At 54.2% G+C, this 18714-nt stretch carries 17 protein-coding genes; 10 read left to right on the forward strand and 7 right to left on the reverse strand.

Annotated features, from left to right (window positions below; all coding sequences use genetic code 11):
* Positions 1-150: 150 nt before the first annotated feature.
* Positions 151-822: a tRNA (guanosine(37)-N1)-methyltransferase TrmD gene (trmD, locus tag EI77_RS19350; RefSeq protein WP_133796961.1), complete on the reverse strand. Its 672-nt coding sequence runs from the start codon at positions 820-822 to the stop codon at positions 151-153.
* Positions 823-1157: 335 nt separating this feature from the next.
* On the opposite strand from trmD, the gene EI77_RS19355 reads away from it, so the two are divergent.
* The 4 genes from EI77_RS19355 to EI77_RS23630 all read left to right on the forward strand — a co-directional run bounded on the left by EI77_RS19355 (position 1158) and on the right by EI77_RS23630 (position 4051).
* Positions 1158-1634: a hypothetical protein gene (locus EI77_RS19355; RefSeq protein WP_133796962.1), complete on the forward strand. Its 477-nt coding sequence runs from the start codon at positions 1158-1160 to the stop codon at positions 1632-1634.
* A gap of 55 nt (positions 1635-1689) precedes the next feature.
* On the forward strand, positions 1690-2253 hold the full coding sequence (locus EI77_RS19360) for a hypothetical protein (protein ID WP_133796963.1): 564 nt from the start codon (positions 1690-1692) through the stop codon (positions 2251-2253).
* Positions 2254-2344: 91 nt separating this feature from the next.
* Positions 2345-2911 carry a hypothetical protein gene (locus EI77_RS19365; protein ID WP_133796964.1) on the forward strand — a complete coding sequence of 189 codons (567 nt, stop codon included), beginning with the start codon at positions 2345-2347 and terminating at the stop codon, positions 2909-2911.
* 651 nt (positions 2912-3562) lie between these two features.
* Positions 3563-4051 (forward strand): hypothetical protein, encoded by a 489-nt coding sequence (locus tag EI77_RS23630; RefSeq protein ID WP_208300420.1) that lies wholly within the window; start codon positions 3563-3565, stop codon positions 4049-4051.
* A gap of 211 nt (positions 4052-4262) precedes the next feature.
* Here EI77_RS23630 and EI77_RS19375 read toward each other — a convergent pair whose 3' ends face one another.
* Complete coding sequence (locus EI77_RS19375) at positions 4263-4979, reverse strand: hypothetical protein (RefSeq protein WP_133796965.1); 717 nt, start codon at positions 4977-4979, stop codon at positions 4263-4265.
* Between the two features lie 607 nt (positions 4980-5586).
* Positions 5587-6036 (reverse strand): pyridoxamine 5'-phosphate oxidase family protein, encoded by a 450-nt coding sequence (locus tag EI77_RS19380; protein ID WP_133796966.1) that lies wholly within the window; start codon positions 6034-6036, stop codon positions 5587-5589.
* Positions 6037-6484: 448 nt separating this feature from the next.
* Here EI77_RS19380 and EI77_RS19385 point away from each other — a divergent pair, with 448 nt between their 5' ends.
* From EI77_RS19385 to EI77_RS19395, 3 genes are all read left to right on the forward strand, one after another.
* Positions 6485-8875 carry a Tex family protein gene (locus EI77_RS19385; RefSeq protein WP_133796967.1) on the forward strand — a complete coding sequence of 797 codons (2391 nt, stop codon included), beginning with the start codon at positions 6485-6487 and terminating at the stop codon, positions 8873-8875.
* A gap of 91 nt (positions 8876-8966) precedes the next feature.
* Positions 8967-9296, forward strand: coding sequence for a hypothetical protein (locus EI77_RS19390; RefSeq protein ID WP_133796968.1), 330 nt, complete (start codon positions 8967-8969; stop codon positions 9294-9296).
* Positions 9297-9339: 43 nt separating this feature from the next.
* Positions 9340-10308, forward strand: coding sequence for an endonuclease/exonuclease/phosphatase family protein (locus EI77_RS19395; RefSeq protein ID WP_166647376.1), 969 nt, complete (start codon positions 9340-9342; stop codon positions 10306-10308).
* A 3-nt stretch (positions 10309-10311) separates the two neighbouring features.
* On the opposite strand, the gene sufT is transcribed toward EI77_RS19395, so the two are convergent.
* Positions 10312-10869, reverse strand: coding sequence for a putative Fe-S cluster assembly protein SufT (gene sufT / locus EI77_RS19400; protein WP_133796970.1), 558 nt, complete (start codon positions 10867-10869; stop codon positions 10312-10314).
* Positions 10870-11217: 348 nt separating this feature from the next.
* Here sufT and EI77_RS19405 point away from each other — a divergent pair, with 348 nt between their 5' ends.
* Positions 11218-11535 (forward strand): 4a-hydroxytetrahydrobiopterin dehydratase, encoded by a 318-nt coding sequence (locus tag EI77_RS19405; RefSeq protein WP_133796971.1) that lies wholly within the window; start codon positions 11218-11220, stop codon positions 11533-11535.
* Here the strand turns inward: EI77_RS19405 and EI77_RS19410 are convergent.
* Genes EI77_RS19410 through EI77_RS19420 form a run of 3 tightly spaced genes read right to left on the reverse strand, consistent with a single transcriptional unit; the run spans position 11532 to position 16292 of the window.
* Positions 11532-12884 carry an AsmA family protein gene (locus tag EI77_RS19410; protein WP_133796972.1) on the reverse strand — a complete coding sequence of 451 codons (1353 nt, stop codon included), beginning with the start codon at positions 12882-12884 and terminating at the stop codon, positions 11532-11534. The two genes, EI77_RS19405 and EI77_RS19410, sit on opposite strands and share 4 nt — an antisense overlap.
* 45 nt (positions 12885-12929) lie before the next feature.
* Entirely contained in the window at positions 12930-14240 is a 1311-nt protein-coding gene (locus tag EI77_RS19415; RefSeq protein WP_133796973.1) for a c-type cytochrome domain-containing protein, read from the reverse strand.
* A 27-nt stretch (positions 14241-14267) separates the two neighbouring features.
* Positions 14268-16292 (reverse strand): DNA gyrase/topoisomerase IV subunit A, encoded by a 2025-nt coding sequence (locus EI77_RS19420; protein ID WP_243838945.1) that lies wholly within the window; start codon positions 16290-16292, stop codon positions 14268-14270.
* A gap of 234 nt (positions 16293-16526) precedes the next feature.
* Here EI77_RS19420 and EI77_RS19425 point away from each other — a divergent pair, with 234 nt between their 5' ends.
* The gene (locus tag EI77_RS19425) at positions 16527-18125 is read left to right on the forward strand and encodes a DUF1311 domain-containing protein (RefSeq protein WP_133796974.1); all 1599 of its coding nucleotides are present in this window, start codon (positions 16527-16529) and stop codon (positions 18123-18125) included.
* 89 nt (positions 18126-18214) lie between these two features.
* Positions 18215-18619 (forward strand): (R)-mandelonitrile lyase, encoded by a 405-nt coding sequence (locus EI77_RS19430; RefSeq protein ID WP_133796975.1) that lies wholly within the window; start codon positions 18215-18217, stop codon positions 18617-18619.
* Positions 18620-18714 lie beyond the last annotated feature (95 nt).

Genomic DNA, 18714 nt, shown 5'->3' on the forward strand with positions numbered 1-18714 from the left:
CTCCAGCTCTCCAGCTCTCCAGCTCTCCAGCTCTCCAGCTCTCCAGCTCTCCAGCTCTCCAGCTCTCCAGCTCTCCAGCTCTCCAGCTCTCCAGCCCTCCAGCCCTCCAGCCCTCCAGCCCTCCAGCCCTCCAGCCCTCCGCCACCCCCCCTACTCCAGCAAATCCGGCCGCATCCTCCGCGTTCGCTCCAGCGCCTGCTGCTGCCGCCATTCCGCGATCTTCCCGTGATTCCCGCTCAGCAAAATATCCGGCACCCGCAGCCCCGCATACTCCGCCGGTTTCGTGTAATGCGGCGCCTCCAGCAGACCACTCGGGCCAAAGGACTCCTCCACCGCGCTCAGATCATCCCCCAGCACTCCGGGCAGCAGCCGCACGATCGCATCCATCACGATCACCGCCGCGATCGCCCCGTTCGTCAGCACATAGTCCCCCAGGCTCAGCTCCTCATCCACCCAGTGGTCCACCACCCGCTGGTCCATCCCCTCATAGTGACCGGATAGGAAAACCAGGTGCTCCTCCCCCGCCAGCCGCTGCGCCGCCGCCTGATCAAAACGCTTCCCCGCAGGCGACATCAAAATCACCCGCGCTTTCTCCGTATGCACCTTCTCCAGCGCAGCAAAGAGCGGCTCCGGCCTCAGCAGCATCCCTTGCCCACCGCCATACGGCGTATCATCCACCTGCTTGTGCCGCCCCAGCCCATGATCCCTCAAATCATGCACCCCCAGCGTCACTGCCCCCTTCTCCTGGGCCCGCCCCATGATGCTCGTGCCCATCGGTACAGTGATGAGTTCAGGAAAAAGAGTGATGACGTCCAGGCGCACAAACCAGCTATGCCGTGCAGGGCAGGGGAGTGCAAGTGATGGAAGCCGAACTCTGCCGATTGGCATCCTCACCACCGTCCTGGAAGGACGATGGAAAGTAGCCGGAGGTGGAGGTCGCGTAGCGACCGAGAACCACCGGATGCGAGTCGAACAAATCACCAACCTGCGTCGCGTCCCGGAGGGACGCCGGAAGCTTCCTCAAACCCCATGCCCAACCCGGCCGACCCATCCTGCTTCAAAAGTAGAGCGACGACTAAACTCCTCCATTGCTTCATCCTCGACATTCTATCCCCGGCGCGTCACACTTCCAGCGTTCATCCCCGAAAACCCCTTCTATGAAACGCTCGATCATATTCGCAACGTTGTCTATTCTGGCGCTCTTCAGCTTAACCCAAGCCAGCGAATTTTCCTCGGTCCCCGCCACGGTAAACGAGCTAAAAGACGTCATCGATCTAGATGTCAAAAAGTATAAAATCGATTTTGATCATACGGGAGAGATTTCTTTGGAGGTGAAAGGGCTTGGCGTATCAGAGACTTATAAACTCAAAGCGCCCTCCAAATCCGCAACTCTGACCTTATACTATGAGCGCGGCCCCAAATCTGCAGGCTCCACCATACCGGGCCATGGCACATTGCATTTCTGGATAGGCAATGATCAAGGCTCCACCTCCAGTTATCTCCCCTTCGAGGTGGCAAAGGCTCGGGTCACGACGACTGGCTTTCAGAACGACATTTTTCAGGTTCTTGCAACGTCTGCAAAAGACCGGCCAGACGATAGCGGCTATTCCCTCCGCGTGATCAACAAACCGTAAATGCCTAACAAGGCATCTTCAACTCCCCCTCTCTTACGCAACCCCTTTTCCCGGCATGCACCTCTCCAAAATAAGAACTGCTCTTCTTGGTCTTTCTCTCGTGGCCTCTCTATATGCCGGGGAAGTTCCTGCAGACGTGAGAACGACATCTCCAGACGGTGCTTTTCAGGTGAGCGTAGCCAGAGTGGGCGATACGAACACAACTCGGTTAGAGATAAAGGACAAGGAGGGGAATCTTCTTTTCACCTCCCCACCACAGATTGACGGAACTGACATTCTTCATTTCTATCCCGATCACCTCCGGTGGAACTCAGACTCAAAGATTCTGGCGATTGCAGCTGGCTTCCCTAAGTTATTCCAGACCTACCTCTTTGCTTGGGACGGCAGGAAATTTCAATCCATTGCCATGCCAAAAATAGCCTCAGGAGAAGACAATCCTTGGATTTATCCGGTTGAGTGGAAGGGAAATCATACTCTGCATCTGACCATCAGTGGTCCACATGCGGGTAAGGCTCATGACCGTGGCTACAACGGAACCGCTGTCGTGCAGGTTGATCTTGAAACGAAGACTTCACAGAAGATCTCAGAGAAAGTCACGCACGATGGCCCAACCCAATAACACCATCGAATGAGCCAGTGGTGGCAATGGCCGACAACGCCACTAATTTGTTTCGTTCGCGCCTCATCATTAACCGCCCCCCCCCAACACAATGCGATACCTCACCCTCTTCATTCTCTTCCTCATGCTGGGCAGTCTTTCTGCGACTGAAAAAGTGCCCGCAGGTTTTGTCATGCAGGTCATGGAGCCCACGGGTGGAAAGATCCTTCGCCCGAAGGGTTGGTTCTACAATGAAGGTCATCGTTCAAACGCCTGGATGTGGACCATTTCCAAGGAAGATACCCACGACGGGAAAGACCCATACGATACAGGAGTCAGGATTCAGGCAGTTGCTGGAGTGCAGGAAAGAACAGGCAAGTCTCCAGAGGTCTTCCTGAAGGAGTTTATCGCCCAGAAGAGAAAAGCCGCTGACAAAGTTCACAAAAACTGCGACGCGGTTGACCAAGGACTGTTTACCCGGACCTGCATTGAAGTCACTGAACGTGAATACCGGATTCTTTATTCCGTCTTCTGGAGCAACGAAATAGATATGATCGTCATCAGCATCGCCGGAGCCAAAACGACTGACTGGGAAGCGAATTCAAAGTTCTTCGACACGATGAGTGCCTTTGAACTTATCGATATGAAACGTTTTCCCGATGACCCCAAAAAGAAGTAGGAAAACACGGTGTGAGATCGATAAAATAACGGCAAATTCTACGCATCGCAAAACCAGCCGCAGAGCGGCGACCGTCCATTAGCCCGGCCTTTCAAGGCCGGTAATCCCGCCCCGTCCGCAACACCTGCCGGACAGTCGCAGAGCGAAGGCCGAACCCTTTCGGGACCCATGAGAGATCAGACAAACCACACATCTGAGCTGGATCCTTTTCAAAGAAAGAATCAGGCAAAAGTCAGCCAGCAGCGAGGCCAAATCGGAAGAGGCCTCAACTGTGTGCCGTTCTCGCCTGACATCTTATTTTGAAACGAGAATCTAAGTAAAAACTTCTACGCTTAGATTGAAAAAATAAAGATCGATGCTACAAACGTGCTATGGGATTTACTAGACCTTATAAAAGAACATGTCGTCAATTCGTGGGCGGTAGTTATGCCGAGGGCGGTCGTGCCGAATACATTCAGGATGAGCGTTACGCTGAGGTTCCTGGACACTATGTGAGAGCTTTCCTGATTATTTTAAAAGATCTGCAAGAGTTATTTGATTTCATTGAACCTGACGATGAGAATCTTGCATGTTATTCTTACCGGATCCATGCCTTACTGCTTCGTACGTGTGTAGAAGTGGAAGCAAATTGCGTGGCAATATTAAAAGAGAATGGATACCCGAAGCCTGAAAAAAAAACTAACGATGGAAGACTATAGGAAAATCAATAAGACCCATCGTCTCTCATCGTATCAGATTAAAGTCCCCCACTGGAGCGGGACGAAGAATATTCGAGCTCCTTTCGAAGCCTGGGGACAGACACCCCAACAGCGATTGCCATGGTACATTGCTTACAATGTGACAAAGCATGATCGGCAAAAGACTTTTAAACACGCCAATTTTGACCATTTATTGGATGCCTGCTGCGGGTTATTTGCGCTTTTAAGTTCTCAATTCTATAACAATGATTTTGGACCCGGTTTGGATTTTTATTCTGTTGAGAGACGGGCCGATGGTATGGAAAGCGGAATAGGAGAATATTTTCGGGTAAAATTTCCCGATGACTGGCCTGTGGACATGCTATACGACTTCGATTATCAAAAATGGCAGGTATTGAAATCGGAACCGGAACCATTCTTGAAATACGATTACACGAAGTGAAATTCACTTAGTTGCGGCCCGCTTACTGAAATCCAGATGTTCAATGAATTAGTGAACTAACTGGTGCTCAAATAAGATGTCAGGCGAATAGTATAGCTCCGCCTCATGTCTGAGGCCCGGCATTAAATGCTCGTCTGGTGAACGGCACCCACCTCGTCAAACCTGCCCAGATGCGTGCCGCCAGCCTCTAACTTAATGACCTCATTCGACCTTATTTCCAAAACTCCCACCAGCTATTCCGGCTAGGAAGGATGGGTTCCGGTTTGCCAGGCGAGCCGGGGTCATCAATGGACACGGTTTGCGTTTCCAGATGAAGAATGAAACTGGGATGTTTGAATGCGGGGTAGAAAGGGTTAATGGCTGCGCTGATGTGTACGCGGCGTTGTTCCGAATCAAACCAGGCTTCTCCCCGCCACTGCACGCTACTGGTTGATCTGGGAAAGGTATCAATCCTGGTTTGAGGCAGAAAATCTGCCAAATCCAGATGTCTGGCGGTCCCTGCTTTAAGGTCATGGATGACGATGGTGTTTCTGTCACCACGCCCGCCGTGCCACTCGGCGAAAGTGATCACACACCTTCCATCATCAGGGATCATCACATCCCCTGGAGCTATTCTGTTGGGCAGCAATTTTTCAAACTTCTTCTCATATTCGGAGGTTTTTTCATTGTAGAAATAGACCAGCGCCCTGCACCTTGCTGGAACTTGGGGATCCCCCATTCCAGCAGGCTCCACACGCACAATCGCTGTCCCTGAAGGAGATGCATAAGTTTTTGATCGTGGCGGAGCATAAGAGTCGGCCAGCAGAGTGCCCGCTGCTCCCAGCACGGACACAATAAGGAGGATTTTCATACCTCTATCCAAAATCATTCGCAGCACCATTGCAATCCGCCAATGAACCGTTACCTCCCAAAAAAATTCTCCTGCCATCGCCATTTGCCCGGTGATCCCAGCGCGTGGATCAAAACCTGCTCATTCTAAATTCTTCGGGGCCTCAAACAAAAGTTTTGCTTCCCCTCGGTCATGAGTTGCCCCGACTCCAAGAATCACCTGGATTTTGCCATATCCTATAATAGTGTTTACCACTATCAGAACAAGCCCTTCCTTTCGTGTTATACACGAGGCTTCAAAGCCTTCCGCCATCCTATGGATTCTATGAATAAACAACCCGTCCCATCCCCAGGATTTCCCCATGGGGAAATCGATCCCCACCAAATCCCCATCCACAATCGACTGAAAATGAACGGTAAACACCCTAAAATCCCCAAATGGGGAAAAATTGAATTTCATCCCCATGCCCTTTGAGGAGGTTTCTTTTCAATATCGAATGCCTTATCCATAATAACCATGATTTACCGATCAAGACCTCTTCGTGGAGCGCGCGCGTCTCGCGTGCAGACAGTCGCGTCCCGCGGCTGTCCGTTCTTGAAGGTCGCTCCATCTATGCAAAGCCGCCGACCGCTCATGCATCCTGGATGGGTTTTACCCGAGGACATGGAAACCGGCAGGCGAGACGCCGCGCACCCAATTCCTCATTTTAAATAGCTGCCTCCAAATCCACCTCATGATACTCCAGCGCCCATTCCTTCATGTACCGCACCCGGCTGGGAATGAAGCGGTAGATGATCAACTCCGGGTTGTTGATGTCCCGCAGATACGCGCGGAGCAGGGCATTTCCATTCCAGATCTCCTCAATCAACCCCCGGTCCGTGAGGATCTCGGCGCTGGCGGTGATGCGGACCTGGTTGTGATCGTCGTCCGTGTAGCACAGCTCTGCATTCGGGTTCGCCGCCAGTTCAGCCGTCTTGCCATACCGGCGCAGGTTGGCCACATAAACGACAAAACCGTCCGTTTTCACCGGCGATACCGGCCTCACCCGCGGCTGGTCACCGTCCATCGTCGCCAGCACAGGGAACTTGGCCGCTTTCATCGTCACCAGCGCCAGGGCAGGCAGTTCAGCAGGATCAATGGGGGCAGGCTGGGGCATGGGAAGAAAGAATGAGTCCGGGGAAACAAGGCACTGTTTTTTAACAGGATTTACAGGATGGCAGGATTAACAAAATTCAGAAAGGGGACAACTTAGGAAACGGCGCGCTGAAAGAGGATTGGCAAAAAGATGTTGGGTAAAAGATTTTGAATCCATGGAATGAATTGGATGAAGACCGCTTTGACCAGCTCTGCTCTTCCATCTTTAACCCAACATCTTTTTGCCAAAACGGTTTGGAAATCATAAACCCCCTCATCCCGCCACACCCCGAACGCCCTTGTCAAGCTTGAGGCACCAACAAAAGTTTCGCCGGAAACGTCCTCCAGGGTTGCCCCGCCTCCCCCCTTTCGTTAACTCACTTCTCAGTCACTGCCAGCCTTCCTCTTGACCTCTGCCTTGACCTTTGACTCTCTCCTTCTGACCCTTTCCCTCCGATCCTCTTCCAACCATGTCCGCAACCACCGAACTCAAGATCAACATCGCCCACGTCGAACGCGTCGCCAAGGAACTCGGCCTGCGGGCCATCCAGGTGGGGGCCACGGCCCAACTCTTCGCCGACGGTGCCACGGTGCCCTTCATCGCCCGGTATCGTAAAGAAGCCACCGGGTCCATGGATGAAGTGCAGATCCAAAACGTGAAGGAGCGCATGGACCAGCTCGTGGCCCTGGATGATCGCCGGGCCGCCATCGTGAAGTCGCTTGAGGAGCGTAACCTCATGACCGATGTGCTGCGCGCCAAGATCGAGAAGGCAGAGACGCTGAACACCCTGGAGGACATCTTTGCCCCCTTCCGGCCCAAGCGTCGCACTCGCGCCACCATCGCCAAAGAAAAGGGCCTGGAGCCGCTGGCAGATTTCATTGAGGCAAACCTCTTCACTCACGGCGTGGACCTGGACGGCGAATCCGCCAAGTTTGTAAACCCGGACGCGGAAACGGAAGAGTTGAAGGTGAAGGATGCTGCCGAGGCCCTCAGCGGTGCCCGCGACATCATTGCCGAGCGCATCAGCGACAATGCCGATGCCCGTGCTGCCCTGCGCAAACTGTTCAGCGAGCAGAGCACCGTGGTCTCCAAGGTGATGTATGGCAAAGAGAAGGAAGAAGACGCGCAGAAATTCCGCGACTACTTCGACTGGTCCGAGCCGCTGAAATCCATCCCCTCTCACCGCATGCTGGCCATCCGGCGTGGTGAAAAAGAAGGCTTCCTGCTCATGCGCATCAGCCCGCCAGAAGATGCCGGTACGCAGATCCTGACCAACCTGTTTGTGAAAGGCGCAAACGCCTGCTCTGACCAGATGAAACTGGCCTGTGCGGACAGCTACAAGCGCCTGCTCAGCAGCAGCATGGAGACTGAAACCCGCCTAGAGTCCAAAAAGAAAGCCGATGGTGAAGCCGTGCGCGTCTTTGCCGACAACCTCCGCGAGCTGCTGCTAGCAGCCCCCTTGGGCCAGAAGCGCGTGCTCGGCATTGACCCCGGCTTCCGCACCGGATGTAAAGTCGTCGTCCTGGATGCCCAGGGGCAACTCCTCTTCAATGATGTCATCTATTTGTTAGGCGAGGGCAACAGCCTCATGCAGGCGAAGACGCTCATCATGAACTTGGTGGAGCGTTATAAGATCGAGGCCTTCGCCATCGGCAACGGCACCGCTAGCCGTGAAACGGAAGCGTTTATCAACAAGATCGGCGTGCCCAAGGCCATCCCCGTGCTGATGGTGAATGAAAGCGGTGCTTCCATTTACAGCGCCAGTGAAGTGGCCCGCGAGGAGTTCCCGAATCACGACATCACCGTGCGCGGTGCCGTCTCCATCGCCCGCCGTCTCATGGACCCATTGGCCGAACTGGTGAAGCTGGACCCCAAGTCCATCGGCGTCGGTCAGTATCAGCACGACGTCGATCAAAACCAGCTCAAAGGCAGCCTGGACAACGTCGTCATCAGCGCCGTGAACGGCGTCGGTGTGGAGGTGAATACCGCCAGCAAGCAACTCCTTAGTTACGTGTCCGGACTCAATAGCACCCATGCGGGAAACATCGTCGCCTTCCGCAATGAGAACGGCCCTTTTAAGACCCGCAAGGACCTCCTGAAAGTACCGCGTCTGGGTGACAAGGCCTTTGAGCAAGCCGCCGGATTCCTCCGCATCCGTGGCGCGGCCAATCCGCTGGATGCCAGCTCGGTACACCCAGAACGTTATCCCCTGGTGGAAAAGATGGCCGCTGACCTTGGCTGCACCGTAGCCGACCTCATGCAGAGGGCCGAGCTGCGCCAGAAGCTGGATTTGAAAAAGTATGTCAGTGAAGATGTCGGTCTGCCGACCCTTCAGGACATCATGAACGAGCTGGCCAAACCCGGCCGCGACCCTCGTAAGCAGTTTGAGATCTTCAACTTCGCTGAAGGTGTCAACGACATGAAGGACCTCACTGTCGGAATGAAGCTGCCGGGCATTGTCACCAACGTCACCGCCTTTGGTGCCTTCGTGGACATCGGCGTGCACCAGGACGGCCTCGTCCACGTCAGCCAGCTCAGTGATACTTTTGTACGCGATGCCGCCGAGGTCGTGAAGGTGGCTCAAAAGGTCATGGTCACCGTCACCGAAGTGGACATCCAGCGCAAGCGCATCGCCCTCAGCATGAAGTCCAAGCCCGACTTCGAGAAGAAGACCGGCTCCGGCGGCCCCCGTCCCGCAGGCCAGGGTGGAGGCGGGCAGGGAGGTGGCGGCAACCGCAGCTTCAGCAGTGGTGGTGGCGGCGGAAACCGCAGCAACTCCGGCGGCGGAGGCGGCATGGGCAATCCCTTCGGCGGCGGTGGCGGCGGCGACTGGTTCACCGCAGCCACGAAGAAGAAATGAATACGGCTTTTGGTTCTTTATAACCAAGGGCTGCTGTCCGGCCTAACAAAATCTTATTCGCTACATGGCCTGCACTGGTTTATACCCGTGTATGGCCGACCTAACTCCAGATTACCATAAGCGGGATTGTTCACTACCGTTGGGTTGCAAGGATTTGCTCGATGTGCTCAACCTGCCACCCGACCCCAGTGGGGAGTCACTCCCCATCACGGAGGACATGGCGAAGCCGAAGACCATTGAGATTGCCGATGAGATCACTGTCAAGAAGCTGGCGGCCTTGCTAGGCTGCCCGCCCCATATGGTCATAGAAACCTTAGTCACGCTGAAGGTCTTCGTTCCAAATGCAGATACCCGGCTGCTGTTTGATGTCGCCGCCCAGGTCGCACATTTGCATGGAGTTCAGGTCCGCAGGGGAAACTGAATCCAGGCTTCACTTTCCGTCGGCCTTGTTATTAAATACCAGCATGCCGGATCAGCGTCGTTTCCTCTCCTCCAGTATCCACATCTCTGGGTGCGTTGATATACTGTTACTGCTGGCTCTCAGCGGCACCTGGCTGGGTCTGCTGGGCGGGCTGCATTGGGCATTGGATTTGTTCATCCACTTCCCCTGGCAGTATCTGTTCATCTGCGTGGCAGGAACAGTGTGGTGCTTTGGCATGAAACGTTCCATCGTCGTGAAGCTCGTGTGCATCTCATCGCTTCTGATGAATGGAACCTCCTTATACCGTGTGAAAGGCGATCCATCCTTTGCAGAGGTTGAAGGGGAGCGCTTGAGGGTCGTGAGTCTGAATGTACTCACGGGAAATCCGGATAAACAACGGGTGTTCGAATACCTGGTATCCGCGAATGCCGATGTCATCTTCCTCATGGAGGTGGATTCTGCCTGGGCCACCGCACTGGATTCGTTGAAGGAGACTCATCCGCATCACCTGTTGCGCACACAGGAGGATAACTTTGGTGTCGCGCTCTTTAGTCGGGTGCCTTTACTGCAAGCGGAGGTGTTTCAGACCTCGGATGAAGCAATGCCGTCTGTTATCGCTCGTCTGATGCATGCGGGCCGTGAGATGACCCTTGTGGGCACCCATCCACTACCCCCTATAGGCCCCCGGTTGTCCGCTAGCCGGGATACTCAGCTCCTGGCCATTGCCGGATACGTGAAGGAACTGAATACTCCGGTCCTTGTGATCGGCGATCTGAATGCCACCCCCTGGTCCCAGGGTATGCGTATGCTCCGCCGGGGCAATGCTTTGGGGTATAGATCGGCGACTTCCCCGAGCAAGCCGACTTGGAAAGTCGGGACGATCTTTGCTGTCCCTATAGACCACGCATTGTGTACACCGCCACTGACCATTCCACGGCGGGTGATCGGGCCGGATGTAGGATCCGATCACCGCCCGCAGGAATTGGAGGTAGGCTGGCAGCCGGGGGCCTGATCCTCAGATCATCCCCAGTTTCATTTTTCCTTCCACTGAGATCATGCCTTGGTTCCAGGCAGGTTCCCATACCAGTTCCACGGCGGCATCGTCCATGTCCTCAATGGTCATGATACGGCTCTGAGCATCCGCAGCAATGGTGGGACCCATGCCACAGCCGGGGGCGGTGAGAGTCATTTTGACCACGGCGCGATTTTTTCCCTCTTCAGTCTGTTCCACCGCACAGTCATAAACCAAGCCGAGGTCCACGATGTTGACCGGAATTTCCGGGTCGTAAACGTTCTTGAGCTGGTTCCACACCTGGGCTTCCAGGTCGCTTGCACCTTCAGGAATGTTGGATGAGGCACTTTCGGCATCCTTTTTGGAGGCTTCCGGGTCGATGCCGAGGGCATCCACATCTTTAGCACTGATCCGGGCGAGGCCGAAATCTGTTGCTACCGTATAGGTGCCGCCCAGAGACTGGGTAATGATGACCTTCATGCCCAGAGGCAGTTTGATGGCATCACCGCTGGGGATCTGGATGGCCTCAACTTCGCGTTTCAGTTCAAGAGAAGAATGCATGGAAAAAGGGGACTTGTGGTTCAGATGAGCATGGAGGCGGCTGGCGCAGTGTCAACTTTTGACCGAAAGGAACTCCTTTGTCTAAATTGTCAGATAAGCGGAATTACATGCCACTTAAATACATCTATGTTTGCCTATTAATATCACTAAGATATAAATTTAACATAATTTGATGGTTAAAAACATCATCATTGAGTCCACCATCAATTCCTGGTTTGATCGAAAATTGTTCTGGGAAAGTGGATACTTTTGATTCAAATTTTATAAATTATGAAATTTATCGTATAAAAGTCTCAACTTTACGATATTAGACAAATAGCACTCGAACTTCCTCCCCTCGAATTTTCCATGCGCTTGCTGCTCTCCCTTGATAATATTGATTCTGCACTCTCCTCCCTTCCTGGCTGGAAACGTGAGGGGGCTGAATTAGTGAAAACCTACCGCTTTTCAGCTTATTTGAAGGGCATCGAGTTTGTGAATCTATTGGCAAATTCCGCTGAATCTCTTAATCACCATCCAGATTTAGATGTGGGTTGGTGTAAGGTGAAGGTTCATTTGTCCACACACAGCGCCGGCGGAATCACTTCCTTGGATTTGGACATGGCTCAAGCGGCTGAATCTGCCAGTAAAGCGGTGGAATCCACCGCTACAGCCCCTGAAAGTTAAAGCTTTTTCAGGAGTCCTTCTAAGAGGTCTCCCAGTCCTTCTCCGCGCATCAGGTTTTTCAAGACCCGATCGGTCTTCGGTTTGACCTTCGGATCTGAAAGTGAGCCCGTGGATTCGATGTCAAAGGTCATGCGTCCCTGGTCATCTGATAAGGCCTTGGTGACGGCTCGTGCAATGGAATCGCCCAGTTTGGCGTGGGAAATACCGCTCAGCAGGCGGGCCTGCAAATCAGGTCCGCATGACAGCCTGAATTCAATTTCGTGTTTGTCCTGAGCCGCATTCAGCCAGGACTTCGGCTCAATGGCCACTTCATATTCCGGAAAGACAAACCGGGTAAGACTGCGAGTGATGAAGCGATCCGCTGCGAAATTTCCCATGACGGTGGCATCTTCCATGAGCGGCCCACCAATGACGACCGGGGCCAGATCAATGCCGTATTCTTCCAGCTTGCGGAGTTCTTTACCTGCCGCATCGCCGATGGTCATATGCCCAGCCAGGACGGAGCCTTTAGCCAGGGTGAGGGTCAACTGACTGACGGGTTCCCAATCCAGGGTTACGGGATGGATGGGGCGAATGTCGCCTGTGCCTGAAAGGACAAGATGCGCCAGTTCTGCGGGACGTTTGGCTCCGTCGATGCGTGCCATGCCGGTGACATCAATCCGACTGCTGAGTGTGGCCTGGATACGGTTGTGATTGGCCAGGTCGTTTTTGTCCACGTCAATGCCGGTCAGGTTGAAGTCGAGATCCTGGATCATGACCTGGGTGGTGCCTGTGGTGATGTCAAAACGACCCTTTTCAATGCTGGCCGAGCTCACCGCGAAAGAAAAGGCTGGGCTGGAGTCCACAGATGCATTGCTATCCACATCCGGGGGGAGTGGCTCGGTGCTTGGCGTGGCTGCCAATGCTTCCGGTGAGCCGGGTTTTTTGAACAGGGCCTCCAGGCTGCTGTTGCCCTGAGCATCCTGGATTTCTGTTACCGATGGCTCCACAATGCGCACATGCTCCACAAAAAGGCGACGGTTGAGCAGGTCGTCCAATTTTACCTCCAGAGTGATTTCTGGGATATCCACGATGGCACTGCCTTCAGGCAAAGGCGTTCTGCTGGCATAAGGTTTGGCCACTTCCAAATCGCGTGGTGCCAGACGTACGCCAGTGAATTTAAGGGTGGCCGGGCGTGTGAGCAGGCTCAGTTTGGCATCATCAATGTGGGCGCGGCAGTTCCAGTTTTTTTCTGCCATCTCCACCCAGGTTTCTGGCCCCATTTTCTGCATGATCCACCACGAAGCCGCTCCCAGGCATGCGCCTGCCAGCACAAAGAGGATAACAAAAACAAACAACAGCTTTTTCATGTCAACACCTTAGGCTGGATTCTGCCATGAGGCAAGAAACTGCTGCTAAGGGGGGAGGTGGCCGGATTGTTTGCCACTGCCATCCCATATCCATACTTTACCATCGTCAGCACCGGCAAAAATGAGCTTTGCATCATCTGTCAGAGCCACGCTGTAGAGCATCGTTCCTGTCCCGGCCAGTTTTGTCTGCTTGGCGGTTTCACTCCGCTGGGCACCATCATGTTTTTTGAGGTCGGTGAAGATACTGCCGCCGCCTTTTTCAGTCACCGCCACCAGCGCCTTGCCATTCTGCGTCCAGGCCAGGGCGGTGAATGCGGTCTTTTTATCGCCCAAAGTCACATCTTGCTCGCGGCTTTTCACATCCCAGACCTTGATTTCACGATCAGCTCCAGCGGTAGCCATCTGTGTAGCATCCTTGTTGAATGCCACGGATAGTACGTGGTTCGTATGCCCCTCATAGGTGGAGGTCAGGCTGCCTGTCGTTACGCTCCAGACGCGGGCCAGCTTATCCGCCGCAGTGCTGGCCAGCGACTTCCCATCGGGTGACATTTTCAGAGAATAAACCGTGTCATCATGGGCCTTCCATGAGGTGAGAGGTTTTCTGGTCCCTAGGTCTATCCGGTGGATGAATCCTGCGCCAACGGTTTCCCCATCAGCCGCAAACAGGGTGCTGCCATCTGGAGTAAGCGCCAGTGCGGTGATATTCCCCACGAAGGTGTCCGTTATCTTTCCAGATTCCTGCTGCGTCTCTGCATCCCAAAACCGGATCTGCCGAAAACCGCCCGTGATCACCGTTTTGCCATCGGGGCTCCAGGCCAGGGACTGCACGGCTTCGTCATGGCCTATCAGACTGCCTATTTGGGGACGTCCAGGCTTGGTGAGATCATACAAATGCACCTTTGATCCGGCGGAACTGGCCAGCCTTTTTTCATCTGGAGAAATCGCCAACGCCAGCACTGGCTGATAAGCGGAGGGCAGGGGAGACAAGGCCACTGGAGTGGCTGTGGGCAGTTCATCAAAAACCTTCGCGTCCCACGGTGCCCCCTCCCTGATCCATCCCTGCAAGGCTTCGACCTGCGTCTTGGATATTTGTTTTTTGGGCGGCATGTGAGGATCTGCGTCCTCCAGAACAAGCTGGTAGAGGAGGCTGTCCTCCGGTTGGCCAGCTATGATGGCCGTTCCGTTGTCACCACCCAGTACCATTTTTTCACGAGTGGTGAGCAGCAGCCCACCTTTGGCCTTGCCCGGCTTATGACAGCCCAGGCATTCATCCCGTAACACACGCATTGCCGTCAGGGTATCGGCCTGGCAGCAGAGGGTGGGGAACAGGATGAAGATCGATAAACAACGGCGCATAAAGGGCTACTGCCCTATACGCTGCGGTCAGGCGCTTTCTCCCGAGGCTTTGCGCTCATTCACGATCCGGTCCACCGCGTGTTTGGTCACGATGTTCCCTTGTGAATCACGGCCTTTGATGGCCAGGGCTGCCACTGGAAATTTCAGGGACAGAGTGCGCAAATAGAGGGCGGGTTTCAGATGGACCAGCAGGTTTTGCGCATCGCTCTCTGCCTCCGTTTCGTGGCGGGCAAAGAACAGGACCTTGGTGCCTGGAGTGCCCTTGGCGAGACTGTACGTTTTATCCCGGGTGATGCCGCCGATCCTGAAGCGCTTGGCCATCACTGGTCCATTTTTGCCATCGCGATAGATGAGTGTGTAAACTGCTTCCTCGTCCTTTTTGAAAAGATTGATGTATTCCAGGTTTTTGCCGACGTGGATCTTCGGTGCCACCTTGGAAACTGTCATCGTCCCCTCCTTATTGAAGTAGATGATGTCATCAAGGTGTGAGCACTTGCAGAGGGGTTCTCCTTCCTTCTTCAGGCCCGTGCCGGCGAAGCCTTCCTTGGCATCCAAATACAAGGTTTCATTGGCAATGATCACCTCTGCTGCCGTCACCCGGTCGAAACTGCTGACGACGGTCCGCCGTTCCCGCCCAGGACCATAGGTTTTTTTCAATCTCTCAAAGTGAGCGATCGTGAAACGTGTGAGCTGTTTCAAGTGTTTCTGCACCTGGTCAATGTCCTTCTCCAGCGAGCGGATATGGTCATCCGCTTCGAAGCTGTTGAATTTCGAAATGCGCTTGATCTTGATCTCTGTCAGACGGGCCACATCGTCATCGGTGACGGGCCTCTTTAAAACACTGAGGTGCGGTTTTAGGCCCTTCCAAATATTGGCCATCACCTGCTCCCAGGTCTCCGCCTCCTCGATCTTCCGGTAGATGCGGTTCTCAATAAAGATCTTCTCCAAGGAGCTGAAGTGCCATTTCTCCTCCAACTCATTGAGCTGAATTTGCAGTTCATCCCCAAGGATCTTTTTCGTGTTCTCCGCGCTCTCTTTCAGCAGGTCGTTGACGTTGACGAAACGGGGCTTGTCATTCTGGATCACCACCGCATTTGGAGCAATGGACACCTCACAATCGGTAAACGCATAGAGCGCCTGGATGGTCTGGTCCACATCCGTTCCCACGGGCAATTGCACGAGAATTTCGACAAATTCAGCGGTGTTGTCATCCACGCGGGCGATTTTGATTTTTCCCTTGTCATTGGCGGCCACAATGGAGTCCATCACACCGCCGGTAGTCGTTCCAAAAGGGATCTCTGTGATGCGCAGGGTATTCTTTTTCGGACCTTCTTCGATCTTTGCACGCACGCGAATACGGCCACCCCGGAGGCCACCGTTATAGTCGCTGGCATCCATGATGCCGCCCTGGATAAAGTCCGGCACGAGGTAAACTTCCTCCCCCCGCATCGCGGCAATGCTGGCATCGCACAGCTCATTGAAATTATGGGGCAAAATGCGGCAGCTCAAGCCCACTGCGATGCCTTCGACACCCTGCGCTAGCAGCATGGGAAACTTTACCGGCAGGGTCACAGGCTCCTTGTTGCGCCCATCGTAACTGGCCGACCAGTTCGTCACCTTCGGACTGAAGACCACATCCAGGGCAAATTTGGAGAGCCGGGCCTCAATGTATCGCGGAGCTGCGGCATTGTCCCCGGTGAGGATGTTTCCCCAATTTCCCTGCATATCAATCAACAGGTCCTTTTGACCGATCTGTACCATGGCATCGCCAATGCTGGCATCCCCGTGCGGGTGATACTTCATGGTATTCCCCACGACGTTGGCCACCTTATTATAACGACCGTCTTCCAGCTCATCCATGCTGTGAAGGATGCGCCTTTGCACCGGCTTGAAGCCGTCATTGATGTGCGGCACCGCGCGTTCCAGGATCACGTAGCTGGCATAATCCAGGAACCAGTCCCCATAGAGATCATCCACCGGCTTGATCTCAATAGGAGCACTGTCCGCCAGGATAGGGGAGGAATCTTCGGTTTTGGTTGATTTCTTGGCCACGATAAAAAAGAAAGGTTACGACAGGAGTCCCTGGTCACATGCATGCCCTCGGCACTCCTGTCAAAACGGGTTGCGAGAATAGACGCTCAGCCCCCGCTGGCAAGCCTGGGTCTTGATCACCCTGGTTTTACAAAGGTTAAAGCAGGCCTACAGATCCTGCATTTGCTTAATCATCAGGTCATCTCAAGATGATAATCAAGGAAGGTCTGCGCCATGAGTGGCGTTTTTGTTGGCATGATTCGCCGTCGCCATCTTTTGCTGACTTTCCTCGCCCTTTTACCATGGAGCCTGAATGCCCAGGCCTTTTCCCTGGATACACAGCTCATCCGGGAGGGGGCACCCGACGGGAGCCGCTGGACCATTCCACGAATGGCTGCAATCCCGACGGAGGGAAAGGACTCTGGGGCGGACCTTCTCATGACCCTGGCTAAACTCAGCACTACGGGGACGGATGTTTATCGCGGGATCGGCTTCTGCACCAGCCATGACGGTGGAAAAACGTGGTCCGCCCTGACTGAACTTCCTTATCAAGCCAAACCCCTGCGCGATGACATCCGGGGCATGTTTGGTGCGGTGGTCCCCGTTTTCCATCGCCAGACAGGTAAGATCCTCCTGCTGGGGAACTGTGTCGGATACACGAACTACGGCAATTCAAAAGTGAAGCTCACAGGGATGCGTTTCCCTGCCTATGCGGTCTATGATCCAGTGACGAAAAAATGGTCTGCCGACTATGCAGTGCTCATGGATCAAGAAGAGGCCAACACCACCAGTGGTATCCCCTGGATCCAGGAGGACGGCAGCCTGCTTTGGCCCTGTAATGGTGGGCAAGTGCTTCGGGCCACCTTTGATGGAACCAAGCTGTCCGTCATTGGCCGCAGCCCCCGGATCGAAGGTCTGGGCAAAGCTCCCAAAAACACGGGCGAATACCATCTGACGAAATCAGGAGACAAGTTTTTTCTCACCCTCCGCTGCCCGGATCAAAACCGCATCGCGGTGAGCCAGGATGGCCAGAATTTTCAGCCAGCTATTCCGCTCACCTGGGATGACGGAACTATTGTGCCCTCCGTGGCCACCCAGATGCGGTGGGTCCGTCAACAAGGCCGACTTTACCTGGTTTATACCCGTGCCGATGACAGCAGCAAAGGCATCTTCCGCAGCCGTGCGCCTTTATGGATGGCTGAGATGGATACGACGACTTTGAAATTGAAGAAAAAGACGGAGGTGATTGCGGTGCCGATCTCCCCTGCTCGTGATGACCTGGGCAATTTCGGAACCGCCTTCGTCAATGATGGCTTGTCCTATGTGACCACATCCGAATTTGGCCGCACCAAAGGCAGCAACAGCCGGGTATACATCACCCGCATTGAAGCAACGGGCCAGTCGTTGCCCAGCTCGACGCCAGATAAAACAACCGCAGTGGACATGACTCCCGCGCCATCTGCGGAGCCGGTCTATCCTTTGGATCTTCATGGCCAGACTCCTGAAGACTTTGATTGGAAGGCCCATTTTGCCAAAGGTGACGGCACCAGCAGTGACCAGCTGCAGCAGATGCTGGTGGCCTCCAGAATTTTCAGGAAACGGATGGATGAACTTAGCGGGCAGTATCGCAAGCTGATGACTGACCGAGGAAATGACGAGGGTGTGAAACTTTATAACGTCATGCAGGAGCATTGGGAAAATCTGGCCCAGGCGGAACTTGCCTTTGTGGGAGCCTCCTGGAGTGAAGGTTCTGGTAAAAAAGAGGCCCTCGCGAAGCATCGTTTTAAGATCTATCTTCGAAGGCTGAAGGAAATGAAGGAGCTGAAATCCGACAGCCTGTTCTTGAACGAATAAGCAAAGTAAATTCGGATTTCTGAACTGACGGGCCCGAGCTTACATGCGGCGGTCCCCGTGCGTTTTTTTATCCGTATCCATCATCTATCATGAACATCACCCGAATTGGCTCTCAACCCTCCGGCAAAGGCCCTGCCGAATGGTTCACTGGCACGGTGCGCTTGGATCCTCTTTTCCAGGCACCAGCCCCGGCACGCGTTGCAGGTGCCAGCGTCACCTTTGAGCCGGGTGCGCGCACTGCCTGGCATACTCATCCACTGGGCCAGACGCTCATTGTGACCTCCGGGTGCGGCTGGGTGCAGCGGGAAGGGGGGAGCATTGAGGAGATTCATCCCGGTGACGTGGTCTGGTTTCCACCTCACGAGAAACATTGGCACGGCGCAACAGCGACAACAGCCATGACTCATCTGGCCATCCAAGAAGCTCTCGACGGCAAGGTGGTGGACTGGATGGAGCCTGTGACTGAAGAGGAATATCTGGCGGGATCGCAGTGACTTGGGATGGCGCTTGTTTGGCTGATGATGGTGGCCCGAGGTCTGAATATTTTCAGAACCGATTTTGGAAACGCGGACGAATCGTTTTGTAATCC

Source organism: Prosthecobacter fusiformis, from assembly GCF_004364345.1.
Taxonomy (GTDB): domain Bacteria; phylum Verrucomicrobiota; class Verrucomicrobiia; order Verrucomicrobiales; family Verrucomicrobiaceae; genus Prosthecobacter; species Prosthecobacter fusiformis.

Bases quoted from the DNA above. Each gene is read 5' to 3' on its own strand.
- EI77_RS19380 (WP_133796966.1), bottom strand. From the start codon at position 6,036: ATGCCCCAGCCTGCCCCCATTGATCCTGCTGAACTGCCTGCCCTGGCG.
- EI77_RS19390 (WP_133796968.1), top strand. From the start codon at position 8,967: ATGGCCGACCTAACTCCAGATTACCATAAGCGGGATTGTTCACTACCG.
- EI77_RS19375 (WP_133796965.1), bottom strand. From the start codon at position 4,979: ATGGCAGGAGAATTTTTTTGGGAGGTAACGGTTCATTGGCGGATTGCA.
- EI77_RS19360 (WP_133796963.1), top strand. From the start codon at position 1,690: ATGCACCTCTCCAAAATAAGAACTGCTCTTCTTGGTCTTTCTCTCGTG.
- EI77_RS19415 (WP_133796973.1), bottom strand. From the start codon at position 14,240: ATGCGCCGTTGTTTATCGATCTTCATCCTGTTCCCCACCCTCTGCTGC.
- EI77_RS19355 (WP_133796962.1), top strand. From the start codon at position 1,158: ATGAAACGCTCGATCATATTCGCAACGTTGTCTATTCTGGCGCTCTTC.
- EI77_RS19385 (WP_133796967.1), top strand. From the start codon at position 6,485: ATGTCCGCAACCACCGAACTCAAGATCAACATCGCCCACGTCGAACGC.
- EI77_RS19395 (WP_166647376.1), top strand. From the start codon at position 9,340: ATGCCGGATCAGCGTCGTTTCCTCTCCTCCAGTATCCACATCTCTGGG.
- EI77_RS19365 (WP_133796964.1), top strand. From the start codon at position 2,345: ATGCGATACCTCACCCTCTTCATTCTCTTCCTCATGCTGGGCAGTCTT.
- EI77_RS19410 (WP_133796972.1), bottom strand. From the start codon at position 12,884: ATGAAAAAGCTGTTGTTTGTTTTTGTTATCCTCTTTGTGCTGGCAGGC.
- EI77_RS19425 (WP_133796974.1), top strand. From the start codon at position 16,527: ATGATTCGCCGTCGCCATCTTTTGCTGACTTTCCTCGCCCTTTTACCA.
- EI77_RS19430 (WP_133796975.1), top strand. From the start codon at position 18,215: ATGAACATCACCCGAATTGGCTCTCAACCCTCCGGCAAAGGCCCTGCC.
- EI77_RS23630 (WP_208300420.1), top strand. From the start codon at position 3,563: ATGGATACCCGAAGCCTGAAAAAAAAACTAACGATGGAAGACTATAGG.
- sufT (WP_133796970.1), bottom strand. From the start codon at position 10,869: ATGCATTCTTCTCTTGAACTGAAACGCGAAGTTGAGGCCATCCAGATC.
- EI77_RS19405 (WP_133796971.1), top strand. From the start codon at position 11,218: ATGCGCTTGCTGCTCTCCCTTGATAATATTGATTCTGCACTCTCCTCC.